Origin of the sequence: Mesorhizobium sp. M0800 (assembly GCF_040320095.1) — a bacterium.
GTDB lineage: Bacteria > Pseudomonadota > Alphaproteobacteria > Rhizobiales > Rhizobiaceae > Mesorhizobium.
Genome location: NZ_JAMYOZ010000037.1, coordinates 1 through 12,134, shown reverse-complemented (window position 1 = coordinate 12,134; position 12,134 = coordinate 1). Strand labels below are relative to the sequence as shown.

The following is a 12,134-nucleotide window of genomic DNA, read 5'->3' as shown; positions in this document are numbered from 1 at the left end:
CCGCAACCAAGCGAGCAGGCGGGACCACTTTGGCGCCGCCTGCCACCGCCACGGAAAGCCCATGTTGAGCTTCATCGCCCGCCGCAGCGCCACAGGATTGCTGATGCTGGTCGCGCTCAGCGTCCTCATCTTCATCCTGTTGCGGCTGGCGCCGGGCGATCCGATCGACGCCTATATCAACCCATCGGTCCCCATGTCGGCTTCCGACCTCGATGGCCTGCGCGAACGGCTCGGGCTCGATCGGCCGCTTCCCGTGCAATATCTCGCCTGGCTGCGCGCGGCGCTGAGCGGTGACTTCGGCTATTCGATCCAGCGCAGCGGCGTTGCCGTGCTGCCACTGGTCATGGAACGCATCGGCCCGACGGCGCTGCTGATGGGTACGGGCCTGGCGATCGCCATCGTGCTCGGCATTTCCGCCGGCATTTTCAGCGCGGTGCGCCGTAACGAACCATCCGACATCGCGCTGTCGGTGCTGTCGTTTATCGGTATCTCCAGCCCGGCTTTTCTGACAGCGCTGCTCGGTCTCTATTTCTTCTCGGTGCTGCTGCGCTGGGCGCCGTCCGGCGGCATGCAGACTGCGGGTGCGCCGTTCTCGGCGACGGATGTGCTTGCGCACCTCGTCCTGCCCGCCTGCCTGCTGTCCGTCGGCCATGCCGCGCTGATCATGCGTTACATGCGCGCCTCGCTGCTGGAAGTGCTCAACCAGGATTACGTGCGGACGGCGCGTGCCAAGGGCGTGCGCGAGTTCTGGGTGATCATCAAGCACGCGACCCGCAATGCGCTCTTGCCGGTCATTACCTTGATCGGCTCGACCGTCGGCATCGCCATCGGCGGCGCCATCTTCCTGGAAAGCGTGTTCAACTGGCCGGGCATGGGACTGCTTCTGGTCAACGCCGTCGGCACCCGCGATTACCCGGTGATCATGGGCGCTACCCTGGTGATCGGCGTTTGCGTCATCCTGGTCAACCTCTTGACCGACGTCGTCTATGCCGTCGTCGACCCGCGCATTCAGGTGGCATGATGGCAATCACGGCGCCAGATCCTACAGTTGACCCGACAGCCGTGCCGCAAACCAAAGGCCCGCTTCGCCGCGCGCTCGACCGCTTTTTTGAAAACCGTGCGGCGCGTGCCGGGTTTTTGATCGTCATCCCGATCCTGCTGGCGATTTCGACGTATCCTTTGTGGTGGCCGTTCGGTCCTAACACCATCGACCTCAGGGCGATGAACAAGGCGCCGTCGGCCATTCATTGGCTGGGCAGCGACGGCGTCGGGCGCGACGTCATGGCCCGGTTGCTGCAAGGCGGGCGGATCTCATTGCTGGTTGCCGTCAGCTCGGTCGCCATCTCCACCGTCATCGGCTTCCTGGTCGGTGCCGTCGCCAGCTTTGGCGGGCGTCTTGTCGACGGCACGGTGATGCGCCTGGTCGACCTGGCGATGACGCTGCCGCCGGTGATCTTCCTGCTGGTGCTGGCTTCGATCGCCGGCACCGGCATCGCCCCGACCATCCTGGTGATCTCGCTGCTCTCCTGGCCGGTGCTGTCGCGCATGGTGCGTGCCCGGCTCCTCGAACTGCGCGAGCGCGACTTTGTCGTCGCCGCCCGCGGCATGGGGGCAGGGCTGCCGCATCTGCTGTTCCGGCACGGCCTGCCCAATTGCATCGATATCCTGGTCGTCTACGCCACCTTGCAGATCGCCAACGCCATCCTGCTCGAGGCCGGCCTGTCCTTCCTCGGCCTCGGCATCGCACCGCCCGAAGCCAGCTGGGGCAACATGCTCAATCTCGCCCGCTCCACCGTCGTGCTTGAAAATTACCCCTGGCAATGGATGTTCCCGGGCGCCGCACTGGTGCTCACCGTGCTCGCCATCAATTTCATCGGCGACGGCTTGCGCGACGCATTCGACCCTCGCTCCGATCTCAACTGACCTCAAAGGTTCATCAAAATGCCCCTGTTTACCGGCGTCGTGCCACCTGTCGTCACCCCGCTCAATGCCGATTTCAGCATCGACTTCCCGTCGTTCACCCGCACTATCGAGAACCTGCTCGACGGTGGTGTTCACGGGCTGTTTGTGCTCGGCTCGACCAGCGAGGTGGTCTTCCACGACGAGGCGGGCCGCAGGGCCATCCTCGAGCACGCGGTCAAGGTCAATGACGGCCGGGTTCCGATCTTCGCTGGGGTAATCGACCCGACTACCGACCGCGTCATCAACCACGCCCGGATCGCCAGATCGGCCGGCGCCGACGCCATCGTCGTCACCGCGCCGTTTTATACCCGCACCAGCCAGCCGGAGATCGGCGACCACTTTCGCTATATCAAGGATGCGATCGACATTCCGGTCATCGCCTACGATATCCCGGTCTGCGTTCACATCAAGCTGGAGCGCAAGACCACGGTCGGCCTCGCCAGGGAAGGCGCCATTGCGGGCATCAAGGATTCCAGCGGCGATGACGGCAATCTGCGTTACGTGCTCAAGGACATGGCCGACGACCCCGGCTTCTTCGGCATGACCGGCTCCGAGGTCCTGGTCGACAGCGTGCTGGCCATGGGTGCGCACGGCGTCGTGCCGGGGCTCGCCAATGTCGATCCGCACGGCTATGTCAGGCTGTGGAAGCTGATGCGGGCGGGACAGCATGCCGAAGCCCGCCTGGAGCAGGAGCGGTTGTTGAAACTGTTCGAGATCGTCTGGATCTCGCTCGGCAGGACCAGCGCCGGCTCGGCCGGCGTCGGCGCCTTCAAGGCGGCGATGAAGAGCCTCGGCATCATTGCCTCCAACACCATGGCGCGGCCGCAACGCAGCCTCAACGATGAGGAAACCGCAAAGATCGACGCGATCCTTCGCGATGTGGGGCTGCTCCGCTGAGCGTCGCGCCGATCCTTTCGATTTCCGGCCTGCGCGCGGTGTTCCGCATTGCGGGGCGCGACATCGCGGCAGTAAGGGACGTCGACCTGGCGATCGGCTCCGGCGAGACGGTGGCGCTCGTCGGCGAATCCGGATCCGGCAAGTCCGTCACCAGCCTGTCGATCATCGGCCTGTTGCCGAAAAGGGTCGGACATATAGCCGAGGGGTCGATCGCGCTGCGGCGCAAGAACGGCACGGTCACCGAGCTGACCAGCCTCGATGCCGAGTCGCTGCGCAAGATACGCGGCAACGAGATCGGCATGGTGTTCCAGGAGCCGATGACCAGCCTAAACCCGGTCTACACGATCGGCGAGCAGATCGCCGAACCAATCCGCATCCATCTCGGCAAATCGCACCGCGAGGCAGAAGCAGACGCGGTGCGGCTGCTGGAACAGGTCGGCATTCCCGATCCGAAGCGGCGGGCGCGGCAATATCCACACGAACTTTCGGGCGGGATGCGCCAGCGTGCTACCATAGCCATGGCCCTGTCCTGCGATCCAGGGTTGCTGATCGCCGACGAGCCGACGACCGCGCTGGACGTCACCATACAGGCCCAGATCCTCGATCTTTTGGCCGAACTGCAGGCGCAGCGCGGCATGGGCATCCTGTTCGTCACCCACAATCTCGGAGTCGTCGCCGAAATCGCCGACCGGGTGGCGGTGATGTATGCCGGGCGTATCGTCGAAACAGGTCCGGTGAGCGAAGTGTTCACCCGTCCGCGTCATCCCTATACCGCAGGGTTGATGCGCTCGGTGCCGCGGCTCGGCCAGGCCACGGCGCTGAAGGCGGCGGGGACGCCGCTCCCCACCATTGCCGGAAATGTTCCGTCGCTCGCCTTGCTGCCCAAGGGCTGTTCCTTCGCGCCGCGTTGCCCGATGGCTATCGCTGCCTGCCGCGCCGCGGTCCCGCCATTGTTTGGGGCGACGCCGACCCAGCAAAGCCGCTGCCTGCGTTGGGAGGAGCTCTGATGGCCGACGCCCCTTTCCTCGCTGTCAAAAACCTGACCAAGCATTTTGCGCCGACAGCGTTCTCGCGCGGACCCGTCGTAAGGGCGTTGGAGGATATTTCCTTCGATATCAGGCGTGGCCAGGTGGTCGGCCTGGTCGGCGAATCCGGGTCCGGCAAGACGACGATCGGCCGCTCGGTGCTGCGTCTGATCGAGCCGACATCCGGCCAAATCAACTATGACGGCACCGACATCACCAGGCTGGGTGCCGCCCAGTTGCGCCGCCAGCGCCGCAAGATGCAGTATATTTTCCAGGATCCCTTCGCCAGCCTGTCGCCGCGCATGACGATAGGGCAGATCCTCACCGAAGGCCTGGACATTCAAGGCATCGGCAAGAAGTCCGAGCGGCGGGCGAAGGCCGAGAAGGCACTTGCCGCGGTCGAGTTGCCGGTCGACGCCTATGACCGCTACGCCCATGAATTTTCGGGCGGCCAGCGCCAGCGCATCGGCATCGCCCGGGCGCTGACGCTCGAGCCGGAATTCATCGTTGCCGACGAGCCGGTCTCGGCACTCGACGTCTCGATCCAGGCGCAAATCATCAATTTGTTGCGCGACCTGCAGCTCCGGCTCGGCCTGACTATGCTGTTCATTTCGCACGATCTGGCTGTCGTCGAGTACATCTGCGACACGGTCATCGTGCTCTATCTCGGGCGCATCATGGAGGTTGCGCCGGCGGCCGAGCTTTATGCCCGGCCGCAGCATCCCTACACGCGCGCGCTGCTGTCGGCCATTCCGTCGCTCGATCCGCTGGCCAGGCAAGACCGACAAGTGCTCAAGGGCGATATTCCAAGCCCGGCAAACCCGCCGTCGGGCTGCGTTTTCCGGACCCGTTGCCCGTTCGCGCTGGAGGCTTGCGCCGGGGCTGTACCGCCGCTGAGGGCGACAGCCGAGGGCCATCTGAAGGCCTGCATCCGCGACGACATCGCTTAGGTTATTTGCCCTGTGCCTACGGGAGAACTTGGGCGAGATGGACAAGGTCGTCGGCCACAAAGTCCCAGCTCTCAAGAGGCGAGAGATCGGTCGTCTGCGCCGGGCCATGCTCTTTTGGCCGAGCAACAAAGGCGGTTCCGATACCGCACCTTCGTGCCGCAGCCAGGTCGTCATTATGCGCGGCGACCAACACGGCCTCCGAAGGTCGCACCACCAGGATCTCCACTGCGCGGAGATAAGCCTGCGGCGCAGGCTTGTAGGTGCCGAACACATCCGAGCCAAGGACGGTGTCCCAAGGCAGGCCGGCGCGCTTGGCCATATCCAGCAACAGCCGGGTATTGGCCCCTGACAAGGGCACGATGATGAAGCGTTCCTTTAGCCTCGCAAGGCCTTTCAGCGAATCGGGCCACGGCTCCAGCCGGTGCCAGGCGAGGTTGAGTTCCTCAAGTTCGGCGGTCGGCAGCTCGGATGGGGCCAGCCCGAACTGGACGAGGGTGGCGTCCAGATTCTCCCTGTTGATCACGTCAAGTGAAACGAAAGGCCGGTGCCCCGTCCGCACCGCCTCGGTCGAGGCGTCATAGCGCGACGCCCACGCATCAGCGAATTCACCGGGATCGACCTGCTCTGCACCAACTCGCGCGAGGAAGGCGCCGGCCTCCCTTGCGATACCGCTGCGCCAGTCAACGACGGTTCCCAGAACATCGAAGAATAGGACTCGAGTGGCGGTCATATTGAGCTTTCCTCCGACCTCATTGAAACGTCGTCGATGCCAACCCATATGCAATTGGCGTCGGATGTTTCCTCCCATTCGTCCGGCGCGTTCCCCTCTGAAGGTTTTCGACCTTCACATCTGGCCGGGCTTTGCAGCCCGGCCTTTTTTCTACGGGGTTGGTGAGTCAGCCGAGATCATGGCGCAGGCGTGCCCAGCGTATCGATGCGTTTCGCCAGCGCCGCGGGATCGCCAAGCACGCGCAGCGTCTTCAGCCGTGCGGTGCCGCCGGCGGCGATCGAGGCGCCCGATGCCGGCACGCCAAGCGCCTTAGCCAGCAGCCTTTCCAGCGCTCGATTGGCGGCTCCGTTTTCCGGCACGGCGCGGACGCGGGCTTTTAGATAGCTTCGCCCATCCACCGATGTTTCGAAGCCCTCCAGCCTGTCCATCGCCGCTTTCGGCGTCAGCCGGACGAACAGGTCGATGCCGTCGGCGCGCGTGCGGAACGGCGCGCTCATGGGACGCCTGAACTCAGACGACCAGCGAAAGCACGGTGGTGAGCAGGAACTGCCGGATGAAGAACAGGATCAGCAGCAGGATGATCGGCGAGATGTCGATGCCGCCGAGGTCGGGCATGAAGCGGCGGATCGGCCGCAGCGCCGGCTCGGTCAGCCGATAGAGCATGTTGCTGATGGTGTCGACGAACTGGTTGCGGGAGTTGACGACGTTGAAGGCGTAGAGCCAGGAAAATATCGCCGAGGCGATGATGATCCACCAGTAAAGGTCAAGCGCCATGACAATGGTCTGAATGAGGGCGATCATGCCGGTCTCCGATTGTTGCCGACATGTAGCCACTGTAGGGGAAAGCGGCAAGAGCCGCCTTCTGCCGCATGGCGAAGCCGAACGAACGGCCGAACGGCATTTCGGCAGCAAGCAGCCTTGACAGGAAACCGCAGCGGCCGATAAAAGCCCCATCCGCTGGACGGGGCTGTAGCTCAGCTGGGAGAGCGCGTCGTTCGCAATGACGAGGTCAGGAGTTCGATCCTCCTCAGCTCCACCAGCGGGGTATCTTAACTCATTGATAAGACGCACTGTTTTTTGAGCGTCGCTATCGGTCCCCATTTCTATCCCCACTTGGCGCAGCTGCGCACCCAACCGAAACGGCTTCGAGGCCTGTGAAACAGTTTTGCGCTGTTTGGCGTCCTTGGAAATCTATTGCGCTAGTCGGCCTCCCTGCCGTCACATTGTGACCTCACCAAAACCTTGGCCTATAGGCGGGAAACAATGTTCGGACGCCGGCAAGAGCGTCATTCTCAAATTGCAGGCAGAGTTGGCGAGCTTGACACTTTGACATAAACCGCCTGCGAAACATCGTCGCTCGGCTGTGAGCCGTTTTCCGCCGTTATAAAACGGGCCGCCTCGTCTGTTTCGCGTCTGTTTTCAGGAGGGCGGCCGGGTCCCGTTTCCTTCCCGTTATTTCGGGGGGTCATCCATCGGCTGAACCCCTTGAGGGGCGAAAGCTTGCGCGCCCAGCAGAGCTGCGTCACTTTCAGTCGAAAGTCAGCGAGGAAGGAGACCCGATGGCCGCAACGATAGACCAGTGGAAGGCTTTCCGAGAAGAACTTAGCCAGAAGCTCGAAGAGGAGCGCCGGTTCATCGCCAATCTCTCCAGCAGTCCCAGCGCGTCATCACTCAAGACGGCTCTGTTCAGGCATGAGGAACGATCCGGTCCGCCATGAGTTAGTAAATCATGATGAACGCCATGGAACCCCACGGACGCGCGATGGCCGATGCCAGGGAGCGCATCAATCGGACCGAGCTCGCAATTGAACGCTCAGAAGAAATGCTGGCCCACAATATCGCGCTGTGCAGAAGGATACGCGCGCAACGGCGTCTGATCGAGGCGGCAGACCGCTTGGTGAAGAACGTTCACCAGCAATGAAGTAGCGAGCAACTGAGCCTAGACGGCTTGCTCTATCGCCACTTCCGTTTCGCAGGCTCAACGCTCCATTTTGTCGATACGCTCGCTAAGAGCCTTCACCGCTGCCGTATTTTCCCGAATTTCTTTGGCGATCTCTTTCGCGGCGTTTGCCATGACGATCCTTGAGCGGTTCGCCATCCAAAGCAGAAACGCTATAAGAATCAGGAAAGGGATGCCAACGAGAAGTGCTCGCATTACTGCAGCTTGGTGGCTCATTTTCGCTTTCTCCGAGTCGTAGGTTCAATCTTGACGATCGCCAGACCGGCGCGCCAGTATCCTGCTTATGAAAGAGAACGAGCACGTCCGCACCAAGTTTGTAAGCAACGGCGATGGCTCGGCTTACGACGCGCGGAACTGCCTTGCCCTCATTCGCATGATTATCGAGGAGAAGTGCCCGCCCGGTGTGCTGGCGAGCGAGGAAATGGTTCTAGGCTTGTATGGCCCTGAGCCGATCCATGAGGCAGAAGCCCTTGCCAAGGCCATCATTGAAACCGTCGAACGGCTATCTCGATAAATTCCGGCCGTTCCTCGCGAAATCCGGTAGCGAGATTTTTTCATATAAGCCCCCACAGCGAACACTCAAAAGGTTCAAAAGGTCAGCCGCCGCTGCTGTTACCCCGCTGTTTTCAGCGAGCCGTCAGCCACTGTTTCCTAACTGTATTATCAGTTAGCAGGTACACCCATTTGCCTCAGACATAAGGGAGCCATCGTTGCTACAGCCGCAGGGTACCCAACGCATAACCGGCGACCGTAGCTGATCCGTCACTGTTTTCAGTGGGGATTAAACTGACCTAAGCGTATAGAACGCAAAGGAATTTCCGAACTGACTTGTCCCTGTTTCCCGTCTGTTTTCAGACGCTCTTTTTACGGGGTCGCAAACTTGCGAAATTACCCGCCACGCAGGGTAATGCCCGCCGACCCTGTTCGGCAGCGAAAATTTCACATAGGCCCCAGATCGAACACTCAAAAGGTTCAAAAGGGTCTGCCCCGAAGCCTTTCCCCGTCTGTTTTCAGATTGCAGCGCTTAACCGGAAATCCATTAATCAAATTGGCTAGTTCCGCTAATTTGAGAGCCGGGCGAGCCATCTTTTCAGCCATACGGCCAAAGTCGCCGATCTGTTTAGCCAAGGCCTCTGCCTCGGCCTTGCGCGCCCGCGTCACCTTCTCAACCTCGCCAGCGCCGCTCTAGGCCTAGTGTCCTAAGTCTGGTGGGCGTGGCCTAAATTTGGAAATCACGGGCGAGGGGAGTATAATTATCGTGGGTGGATGGCCAAAAGGGAGGAATGGGCATGCACGCAGTCGTAAGAACCTATTCCGGCAAGGGAGCGAAAGAGCTTTTCGACGTGCTGGAGAAGCGCAAGACGGACGTTGAGAGCCTCATACGGTCGGTGAAGGGATTTGTGAGTTACTCGCTCATCCACACGGCAGATGGCGGCATTTCCGTCACGGTCTGCAGTAACAAGGCCGGCACGGATGAAAGCCTCCAGAAAGCGAGAGACTGGATCAAGGAGAACGCGTCCAACACTGGCGTCGGCGCACCCACAGTCTCTGAGGGCTCGATCGTTCTTCAATTGAAGTAGCGCTACTAGCCGCGCGGCCTGCGAGGCCGCCTCAGTTGGCGGCCTCGCAGGGATAGCGCGGAAATTGCAAAGGACCCCTGATCTTTATGTGTTGGTGGATCAGCCCGCTGGGACTCCGCGGTTCACTTATGCGCGCATCGAGAAAGATGGCACGGTGACAGCAATTGCCATCTTGGCGGTTGTTGAGCCTATCGAGGGGCTTCCATGTTTCCAGCTCGGATATGGTGTTCCCGAACAGTACCGAAACCAAGGGCGCGCTAAAGCGGTGGTCGAGGCAGCCCTGGCAGAGCTCCAGCATGGCATCGCGAATGCAAACGTCCACACATTCTATGTGGAGGCTGTCGTCGGTGCTCACAATCCAGTTTCGCAAGCGGTCGCAACCGCAACGATTTCAGATCAGCCGGAAGCCGGCAGCGATAAATTCGCAGAAGTGCCAGTGTTACAATATGTGCGCAAATTCGAACCCGGTGGCGGCTCAGCGGCAAGCCCACCACCGTGAGGCAGCGGGCTTTGGCATTCTTCAGTCTCATGCCCCCGTTTTCATAGCCCTGCTATCGGCCAGCACCCTGCTAAGACAGGCGTCGGCCGCTTCGTTCAGGCGTTCGGCTAGGTCCCGACCGATCATCGCCAGCGCGCATATTTGGTCCGGCAATGCGACCCTCTTCCCGTCGCGCTCGAACTCCTGTTCCATGGTCCGATCAAAGAGCACTTCGAGCAACTGGTGCAGGTTCCCGATATCGGATTGCAGGTCATTGAGGTCGTCCGAAGGCGCGGTCATGATGCCTTTCCTTCGAAGGCTTCGTAATAGGCCTTCTTGGCCTTGTTGGACATCGACTCCGCGACGCTGGCCACGAAGAACAGGCGGCTACCTTCCGTCTCGGTGATGACGTAGTTGCCGTTTTCGGGAGGGGGACAGCTGAAATGCTGCTCCAAGAGGTCCTTGGCTGCGGCCATCGTCATGCCTCACCTGCCAAGCGCCTGATGTCGGCGGCGATCGACAGGAAGGCTTCGTTCGGATCAGCAAACTTCGCCAGTCCCAACATGTCGCTCACGCGAAGCTTTACCTTCATGCCTTCAAGGGTATGGGCAGGGACCGCGCAAATGCGCATGCCAATTTCCCATTCCTCGTGGCAAATCGCGTTGAATGCCTCTTCGGCAGCGTCCACCCCGCCTTCGCGGTTGATCTCTTCCCATTTGGCGTGGCACGCATCATGCAAGGCCTTGTTCGCGGCTTTCTGTTCTTTGATCTCCTTGCTCCATGCGGCGTAGATGGCCGGCCTGTTGTTCAACGCCATGTCTTTAATCGTCATGGTGTTGAACACCGCTCTTACGTCCTCCGGCATGTCCGGCTCCTTCCACTCCGGAGGTCTCGGCGGGTAAAGCTTTTCGCACTGTCTACCGACCTTCCGGCATACCTTCGCCGCCCTTTCCATCTGGGCGTGGGCTTCCTCCAGTTCCTTATCGAGCCGGAACAGCTCGGCGTCTGCGCATTCGAAATGCGAGCGGTGGTTGATCATGTTCATCGGGCTTTCCTTTCTCTCTTGGAAACCCCCCGCTTTTGTCAGTCCAGATGATTCGGCTTTACGCAAGGTTACTGCCGTAGCGCTCACTGCTCCGATACCGGTTAGGATAGTGCGGCGATTGATGACAGCGGGCATACCTTCGGCGGCTGCCCGAACAGTGGTGTTCGGCATTGTCATTCTCCCTATGTTGTTGAAGGTTGTGCCGGCCTATCCGGCGAGGGCTGCAAGTTCCGTTTCGAGTTGACGGCGGCGGGGCTCGATGTTGACGCGCAACGATTGATATTTGAGGCGGTCAATCTCAACCGCGATGCGATCAGCGCGGCGCTCTGTCGCGGTCATCTGCTCCGCCTTCGCCTCACGCCAAGCCGCGGCGAGATAGAAACCGAAGTCGGCCCGGCTGAGCTTGCGCGCCAGATGCGGGCGGGCCGCAAAGTGGGCGTTCCACTTCGTCCAGGCTGCCTTCATGATTTCCGAGCGGTTGAACATCTGGTTTTTCCGATTGCCCAGTACGCTTTTCGTTAACTACAACCTAAATCACCACCTATAGCCATGTCAAACGATTTTCGTTATAGGTAGTGAAATTAGTTGAAAGGGATAAACCCAAACCATGACACCCGATCAATGCAGAGCCGCCAGAGGGTTGGCCGATATTTCGCAAGATGACCTCGCCAAGGCCGCCAACGTCGGATTGTCGACGGTTCGAAACTTTGAAGCAGGGCGATCGGTCCCGGTCGCCAACAATCTGACGGCCATGGTGCAGGCCATTGAGCGCCTTGGTGTCGTTTTCATCCCAGAGAATGGTGGCGGGGCCGGCGTCAGGCTTGCAAAGCCGAAAGGTACGTAATGATCCGTATCGAGCAGGGAAGTCCTACGCCGTAATCCTCTAGCGCGCCGGTAGTGTCTCAGTTTGGACGCCGTAGCGCCTAAGCCGGGTCCGCGCGGACCATACAAAAAGGGGCCTAACTACCGCCGGCCTTGGTTCCTTGTCACTGCGGAACTTCGACGGTAATCTTGATCGCGGCATAGTAAGCCGCAACATTGGCCATGTCTTCATCGCTCAGGCTCTCGACGACGCGCGACATCATTGGGCTCTTGCGGTTTCCGGCCTTGTAAGCCATCAGCGAACGGACGAGATAGTCCTGCTTCTGCCCGGCGATGTTGGGCGACCAATACTCTATGGCGAGGCCATCCTTGCCGTGGCACGATTGGCATTTCACCATGACTGTCCGGCCGGCGGTGCTGTCGCCTCCTGCCTGCGCAAATGGCGAGGTGACCACGAGGGCAGCCAAGCCAAGGATCAAACCACGCATGCTATGCTCCGTGAATGCTCCGTAGATCGGACGACAAGGCACCCTACACCCGGCGAGACGGCATAGCGAATCTTCCATGGTCGAAGATCGGAAATTCAAACTGAGACACTTCTCTATTCGGCGTGTTGAGGTCAATCACTATCGAGCTTTTGCGTGTCTCCGGCGTTTTGACGTCTTTCGCAGGGCCTTGCTTCTCT

The 12,134-nt window shown here is 60.7% G+C and carries 20 protein-coding genes and 1 tRNA gene; 12 read left to right on the top strand and 9 right to left on the bottom strand.

All coding sequences use genetic code 11. From position 1 onward, the window contains the following. Positions 1-61 precede the first annotated feature (61 nt). Genes NKI18_RS29130 through NKI18_RS29110 form a run of 5 tightly spaced genes read left to right on the top strand, consistent with a single transcriptional unit; the run spans position 62 to position 4,834 of the window. A complete protein-coding gene (locus NKI18_RS29130; RefSeq protein WP_352620579.1) occupies positions 62-1,021 on the top strand; it encodes an ABC transporter permease in 960 nt (319 codons plus the stop codon). Next, on the top strand, positions 1,021-1,923 hold the full coding sequence (locus NKI18_RS29125) for an ABC transporter permease (protein ID WP_352620578.1): 903 nt from the start codon (positions 1,021-1,023) through the stop codon (positions 1,921-1,923). Before NKI18_RS29130 ends, NKI18_RS29125 begins: the two co-directional genes overlap by 1 nt. 18 nt (positions 1,924-1,941) lie before the next feature. Further along, on the top strand, positions 1,942-2,859 hold the full coding sequence (locus NKI18_RS29120) for a dihydrodipicolinate synthase family protein (RefSeq protein ID WP_352620577.1): 918 nt from the start codon (positions 1,942-1,944) through the stop codon (positions 2,857-2,859). Then, positions 2,856-3,866, top strand: coding sequence for an ABC transporter ATP-binding protein (locus NKI18_RS29115; protein ID WP_352620619.1), 1,011 nt, complete (start codon positions 2,856-2,858; stop codon positions 3,864-3,866). Before NKI18_RS29120 ends, NKI18_RS29115 begins: the two co-directional genes overlap by 4 nt. Next, positions 3,866-4,834, top strand: coding sequence for an ABC transporter ATP-binding protein (locus tag NKI18_RS29110; protein ID WP_352620576.1), 969 nt, complete (start codon positions 3,866-3,868; stop codon positions 4,832-4,834). Before NKI18_RS29115 ends, NKI18_RS29110 begins: the two co-directional genes overlap by 1 nt. A gap of 16 nt (positions 4,835-4,850) precedes the next feature. Here NKI18_RS29110 and NKI18_RS29105 read toward each other — a convergent pair whose 3' ends face one another. The 3 genes from NKI18_RS29105 to NKI18_RS29095 all read right to left on the bottom strand — a co-directional run bounded on the left by NKI18_RS29105 (position 4,851) and on the right by NKI18_RS29095 (position 6,365). After that, entirely contained in the window at positions 4,851-5,564 is a 714-nt protein-coding gene (locus tag NKI18_RS29105) for a haloacid dehalogenase type II (RefSeq protein WP_353021435.1), read from the bottom strand. 176 nt (positions 5,565-5,740) lie between these two features. Then, entirely contained in the window at positions 5,741-6,061 is a 321-nt protein-coding gene (locus NKI18_RS29100) for a DUF167 family protein (RefSeq protein WP_352620573.1), read from the bottom strand. Between the two features lie 13 nt (positions 6,062-6,074). Then, complete coding sequence (locus tag NKI18_RS29095) at positions 6,075-6,365, bottom strand: YggT family protein (protein ID WP_023678162.1); 291 nt, start codon at positions 6,363-6,365, stop codon at positions 6,075-6,077. Positions 6,366-6,527: 162 nt separating this feature from the next. On the opposite strand from NKI18_RS29095, the gene NKI18_RS29090 reads away from it, so the two are divergent. From NKI18_RS29090 to NKI18_RS29080, 3 genes are all read left to right on the top strand, one after another. Next, positions 6,528-6,603, top strand: a tRNA-Ala gene (locus NKI18_RS29090). Between the two features lie 520 nt (positions 6,604-7,123). Then, positions 7,124-7,282: a hypothetical protein gene (locus NKI18_RS29085; protein WP_352620571.1), complete on the top strand. Its 159-nt coding sequence runs from the start codon at positions 7,124-7,126 to the stop codon at positions 7,280-7,282. Between the two features lie 11 nt (positions 7,283-7,293). After that, on the top strand, positions 7,294-7,485 hold the full coding sequence (locus NKI18_RS29080; protein WP_352620569.1) for a hypothetical protein: 192 nt from the start codon (positions 7,294-7,296) through the stop codon (positions 7,483-7,485). A gap of 57 nt (positions 7,486-7,542) precedes the next feature. Here NKI18_RS29080 and NKI18_RS29075 read toward each other — a convergent pair whose 3' ends face one another. Continuing rightward, positions 7,543-7,740, bottom strand: coding sequence for a hypothetical protein (locus tag NKI18_RS29075; RefSeq protein WP_352620567.1), 198 nt, complete (start codon positions 7,738-7,740; stop codon positions 7,543-7,545). A gap of 67 nt (positions 7,741-7,807) precedes the next feature. Here NKI18_RS29075 and NKI18_RS29070 point away from each other — a divergent pair, with 67 nt between their 5' ends. From NKI18_RS29070 to NKI18_RS29060, 3 genes are all read left to right on the top strand, one after another. Continuing rightward, positions 7,808-8,038 carry a hypothetical protein gene (locus NKI18_RS29070; protein ID WP_352620565.1) on the top strand — a complete coding sequence of 77 codons (231 nt, stop codon included), beginning with the start codon at positions 7,808-7,810 and terminating at the stop codon, positions 8,036-8,038. Between the two features lie 775 nt (positions 8,039-8,813). Further along, positions 8,814-9,104, top strand: a complete 291-nt coding sequence (locus NKI18_RS29065) for a hypothetical protein (RefSeq protein WP_352620563.1) — start codon at positions 8,814-8,816, stop codon at positions 9,102-9,104. Between the two features lie 64 nt (positions 9,105-9,168). Further along, positions 9,169-9,603, top strand: a complete 435-nt coding sequence (locus tag NKI18_RS29060; protein ID WP_352620561.1) for a GNAT family N-acetyltransferase — start codon at positions 9,169-9,171, stop codon at positions 9,601-9,603. A 27-nt stretch (positions 9,604-9,630) separates the two neighbouring features. Here the strand turns inward: NKI18_RS29060 and NKI18_RS29055 are convergent, their stop codons facing one another. From NKI18_RS29055 to NKI18_RS29040, 4 genes are read right to left on the bottom strand one after another with little or no spacing between them, the layout of a single operon-like run. Continuing rightward, complete coding sequence (locus tag NKI18_RS29055) at positions 9,631-9,882, bottom strand: hypothetical protein (RefSeq protein WP_352620559.1); 252 nt, start codon at positions 9,880-9,882, stop codon at positions 9,631-9,633. Then, entirely contained in the window at positions 9,879-10,064 is a 186-nt protein-coding gene (locus NKI18_RS29050; protein WP_353021430.1) for a hypothetical protein, read from the bottom strand. Before NKI18_RS29050 ends, NKI18_RS29055 begins: the two co-directional genes overlap by 4 nt. Beyond that, on the bottom strand, positions 10,061-10,798 hold the full coding sequence (locus tag NKI18_RS29045; protein ID WP_352620555.1) for a hypothetical protein: 738 nt from the start codon (positions 10,796-10,798) through the stop codon (positions 10,061-10,063). Before NKI18_RS29045 ends, NKI18_RS29050 begins: the two co-directional genes overlap by 4 nt. A 36-nt stretch (positions 10,799-10,834) precedes the next feature. Continuing rightward, positions 10,835-11,092, bottom strand: coding sequence for a hypothetical protein (locus NKI18_RS29040; RefSeq protein WP_352620553.1), 258 nt, complete (start codon positions 11,090-11,092; stop codon positions 10,835-10,837). A gap of 142 nt (positions 11,093-11,234) precedes the next feature. On the opposite strand from NKI18_RS29040, the gene NKI18_RS29035 reads away from it, so the two are divergent. Next, positions 11,235-11,471, top strand: a complete 237-nt coding sequence (locus tag NKI18_RS29035; protein WP_352620551.1) for a helix-turn-helix domain-containing protein — start codon at positions 11,235-11,237, stop codon at positions 11,469-11,471. A gap of 142 nt (positions 11,472-11,613) precedes the next feature. Here the strand turns inward: NKI18_RS29035 and NKI18_RS29030 are convergent, their stop codons facing one another. Further along, complete coding sequence (locus tag NKI18_RS29030; protein ID WP_352620550.1) at positions 11,614-11,937, bottom strand: c-type cytochrome; 324 nt, start codon at positions 11,935-11,937, stop codon at positions 11,614-11,616. Positions 11,938-12,134: the final 197 nt, after the last annotated feature.

Excerpts from the sequence above, each read along its gene's own strand:
- NKI18_RS29080 (WP_352620569.1), top strand. The coding sequence starts at position 7,294 with ATGATGAACGCCATGGAACCCCACGGACGCGCGATGGCCGATGCCAGG.
- NKI18_RS29105 (WP_353021435.1), bottom strand. The coding sequence starts at position 5,564 with ATGACCGCCACTCGAGTCCTATTCTTCGATGTTCTGGGAACCGTCGTT.
- NKI18_RS29045 (WP_352620555.1), bottom strand. The coding sequence starts at position 10,798 with ATGCCGAACACCACTGTTCGGGCAGCCGCCGAAGGTATGCCCGCTGTC.
- NKI18_RS29055 (WP_352620559.1), bottom strand. The coding sequence starts at position 9,882 with ATGACCGCGCCTTCGGACGACCTCAATGACCTGCAATCCGATATCGGG.
- NKI18_RS29100 (WP_352620573.1), bottom strand. The coding sequence starts at position 6,061 with ATGAGCGCGCCGTTCCGCACGCGCGCCGACGGCATCGACCTGTTCGTC.
- NKI18_RS29130 (WP_352620579.1), top strand. The coding sequence starts at position 62 with ATGTTGAGCTTCATCGCCCGCCGCAGCGCCACAGGATTGCTGATGCTG.
- NKI18_RS29040 (WP_352620553.1), bottom strand. The coding sequence starts at position 11,092 with ATGAAGGCAGCCTGGACGAAGTGGAACGCCCACTTTGCGGCCCGCCCG.
- NKI18_RS29095 (WP_023678162.1), bottom strand. The coding sequence starts at position 6,365 with ATGATCGCCCTCATTCAGACCATTGTCATGGCGCTTGACCTTTACTGG.
- NKI18_RS29120 (WP_352620577.1), top strand. The coding sequence starts at position 1,942 with ATGCCCCTGTTTACCGGCGTCGTGCCACCTGTCGTCACCCCGCTCAAT.
- NKI18_RS29065 (WP_352620563.1), top strand. The coding sequence starts at position 8,814 with ATGCACGCAGTCGTAAGAACCTATTCCGGCAAGGGAGCGAAAGAGCTT.
- NKI18_RS29070 (WP_352620565.1), top strand. The coding sequence starts at position 7,808 with ATGAAAGAGAACGAGCACGTCCGCACCAAGTTTGTAAGCAACGGCGAT.
- NKI18_RS29035 (WP_352620551.1), top strand. The coding sequence starts at position 11,235 with ATGACACCCGATCAATGCAGAGCCGCCAGAGGGTTGGCCGATATTTCG.
- NKI18_RS29085 (WP_352620571.1), top strand. The coding sequence starts at position 7,124 with ATGGCCGCAACGATAGACCAGTGGAAGGCTTTCCGAGAAGAACTTAGC.
- NKI18_RS29125 (WP_352620578.1), top strand. The coding sequence starts at position 1,021 with ATGGCAATCACGGCGCCAGATCCTACAGTTGACCCGACAGCCGTGCCG.
- NKI18_RS29075 (WP_352620567.1), bottom strand. The coding sequence starts at position 7,740 with ATGAGCCACCAAGCTGCAGTAATGCGAGCACTTCTCGTTGGCATCCCT.
- NKI18_RS29030 (WP_352620550.1), bottom strand. The coding sequence starts at position 11,937 with ATGCGTGGTTTGATCCTTGGCTTGGCTGCCCTCGTGGTCACCTCGCCA.
- NKI18_RS29050 (WP_353021430.1), bottom strand. The coding sequence starts at position 10,064 with ATGACGATGGCCGCAGCCAAGGACCTCTTGGAGCAGCATTTCAGCTGT.
- NKI18_RS29110 (WP_352620576.1), top strand. The coding sequence starts at position 3,866 with ATGGCCGACGCCCCTTTCCTCGCTGTCAAAAACCTGACCAAGCATTTT.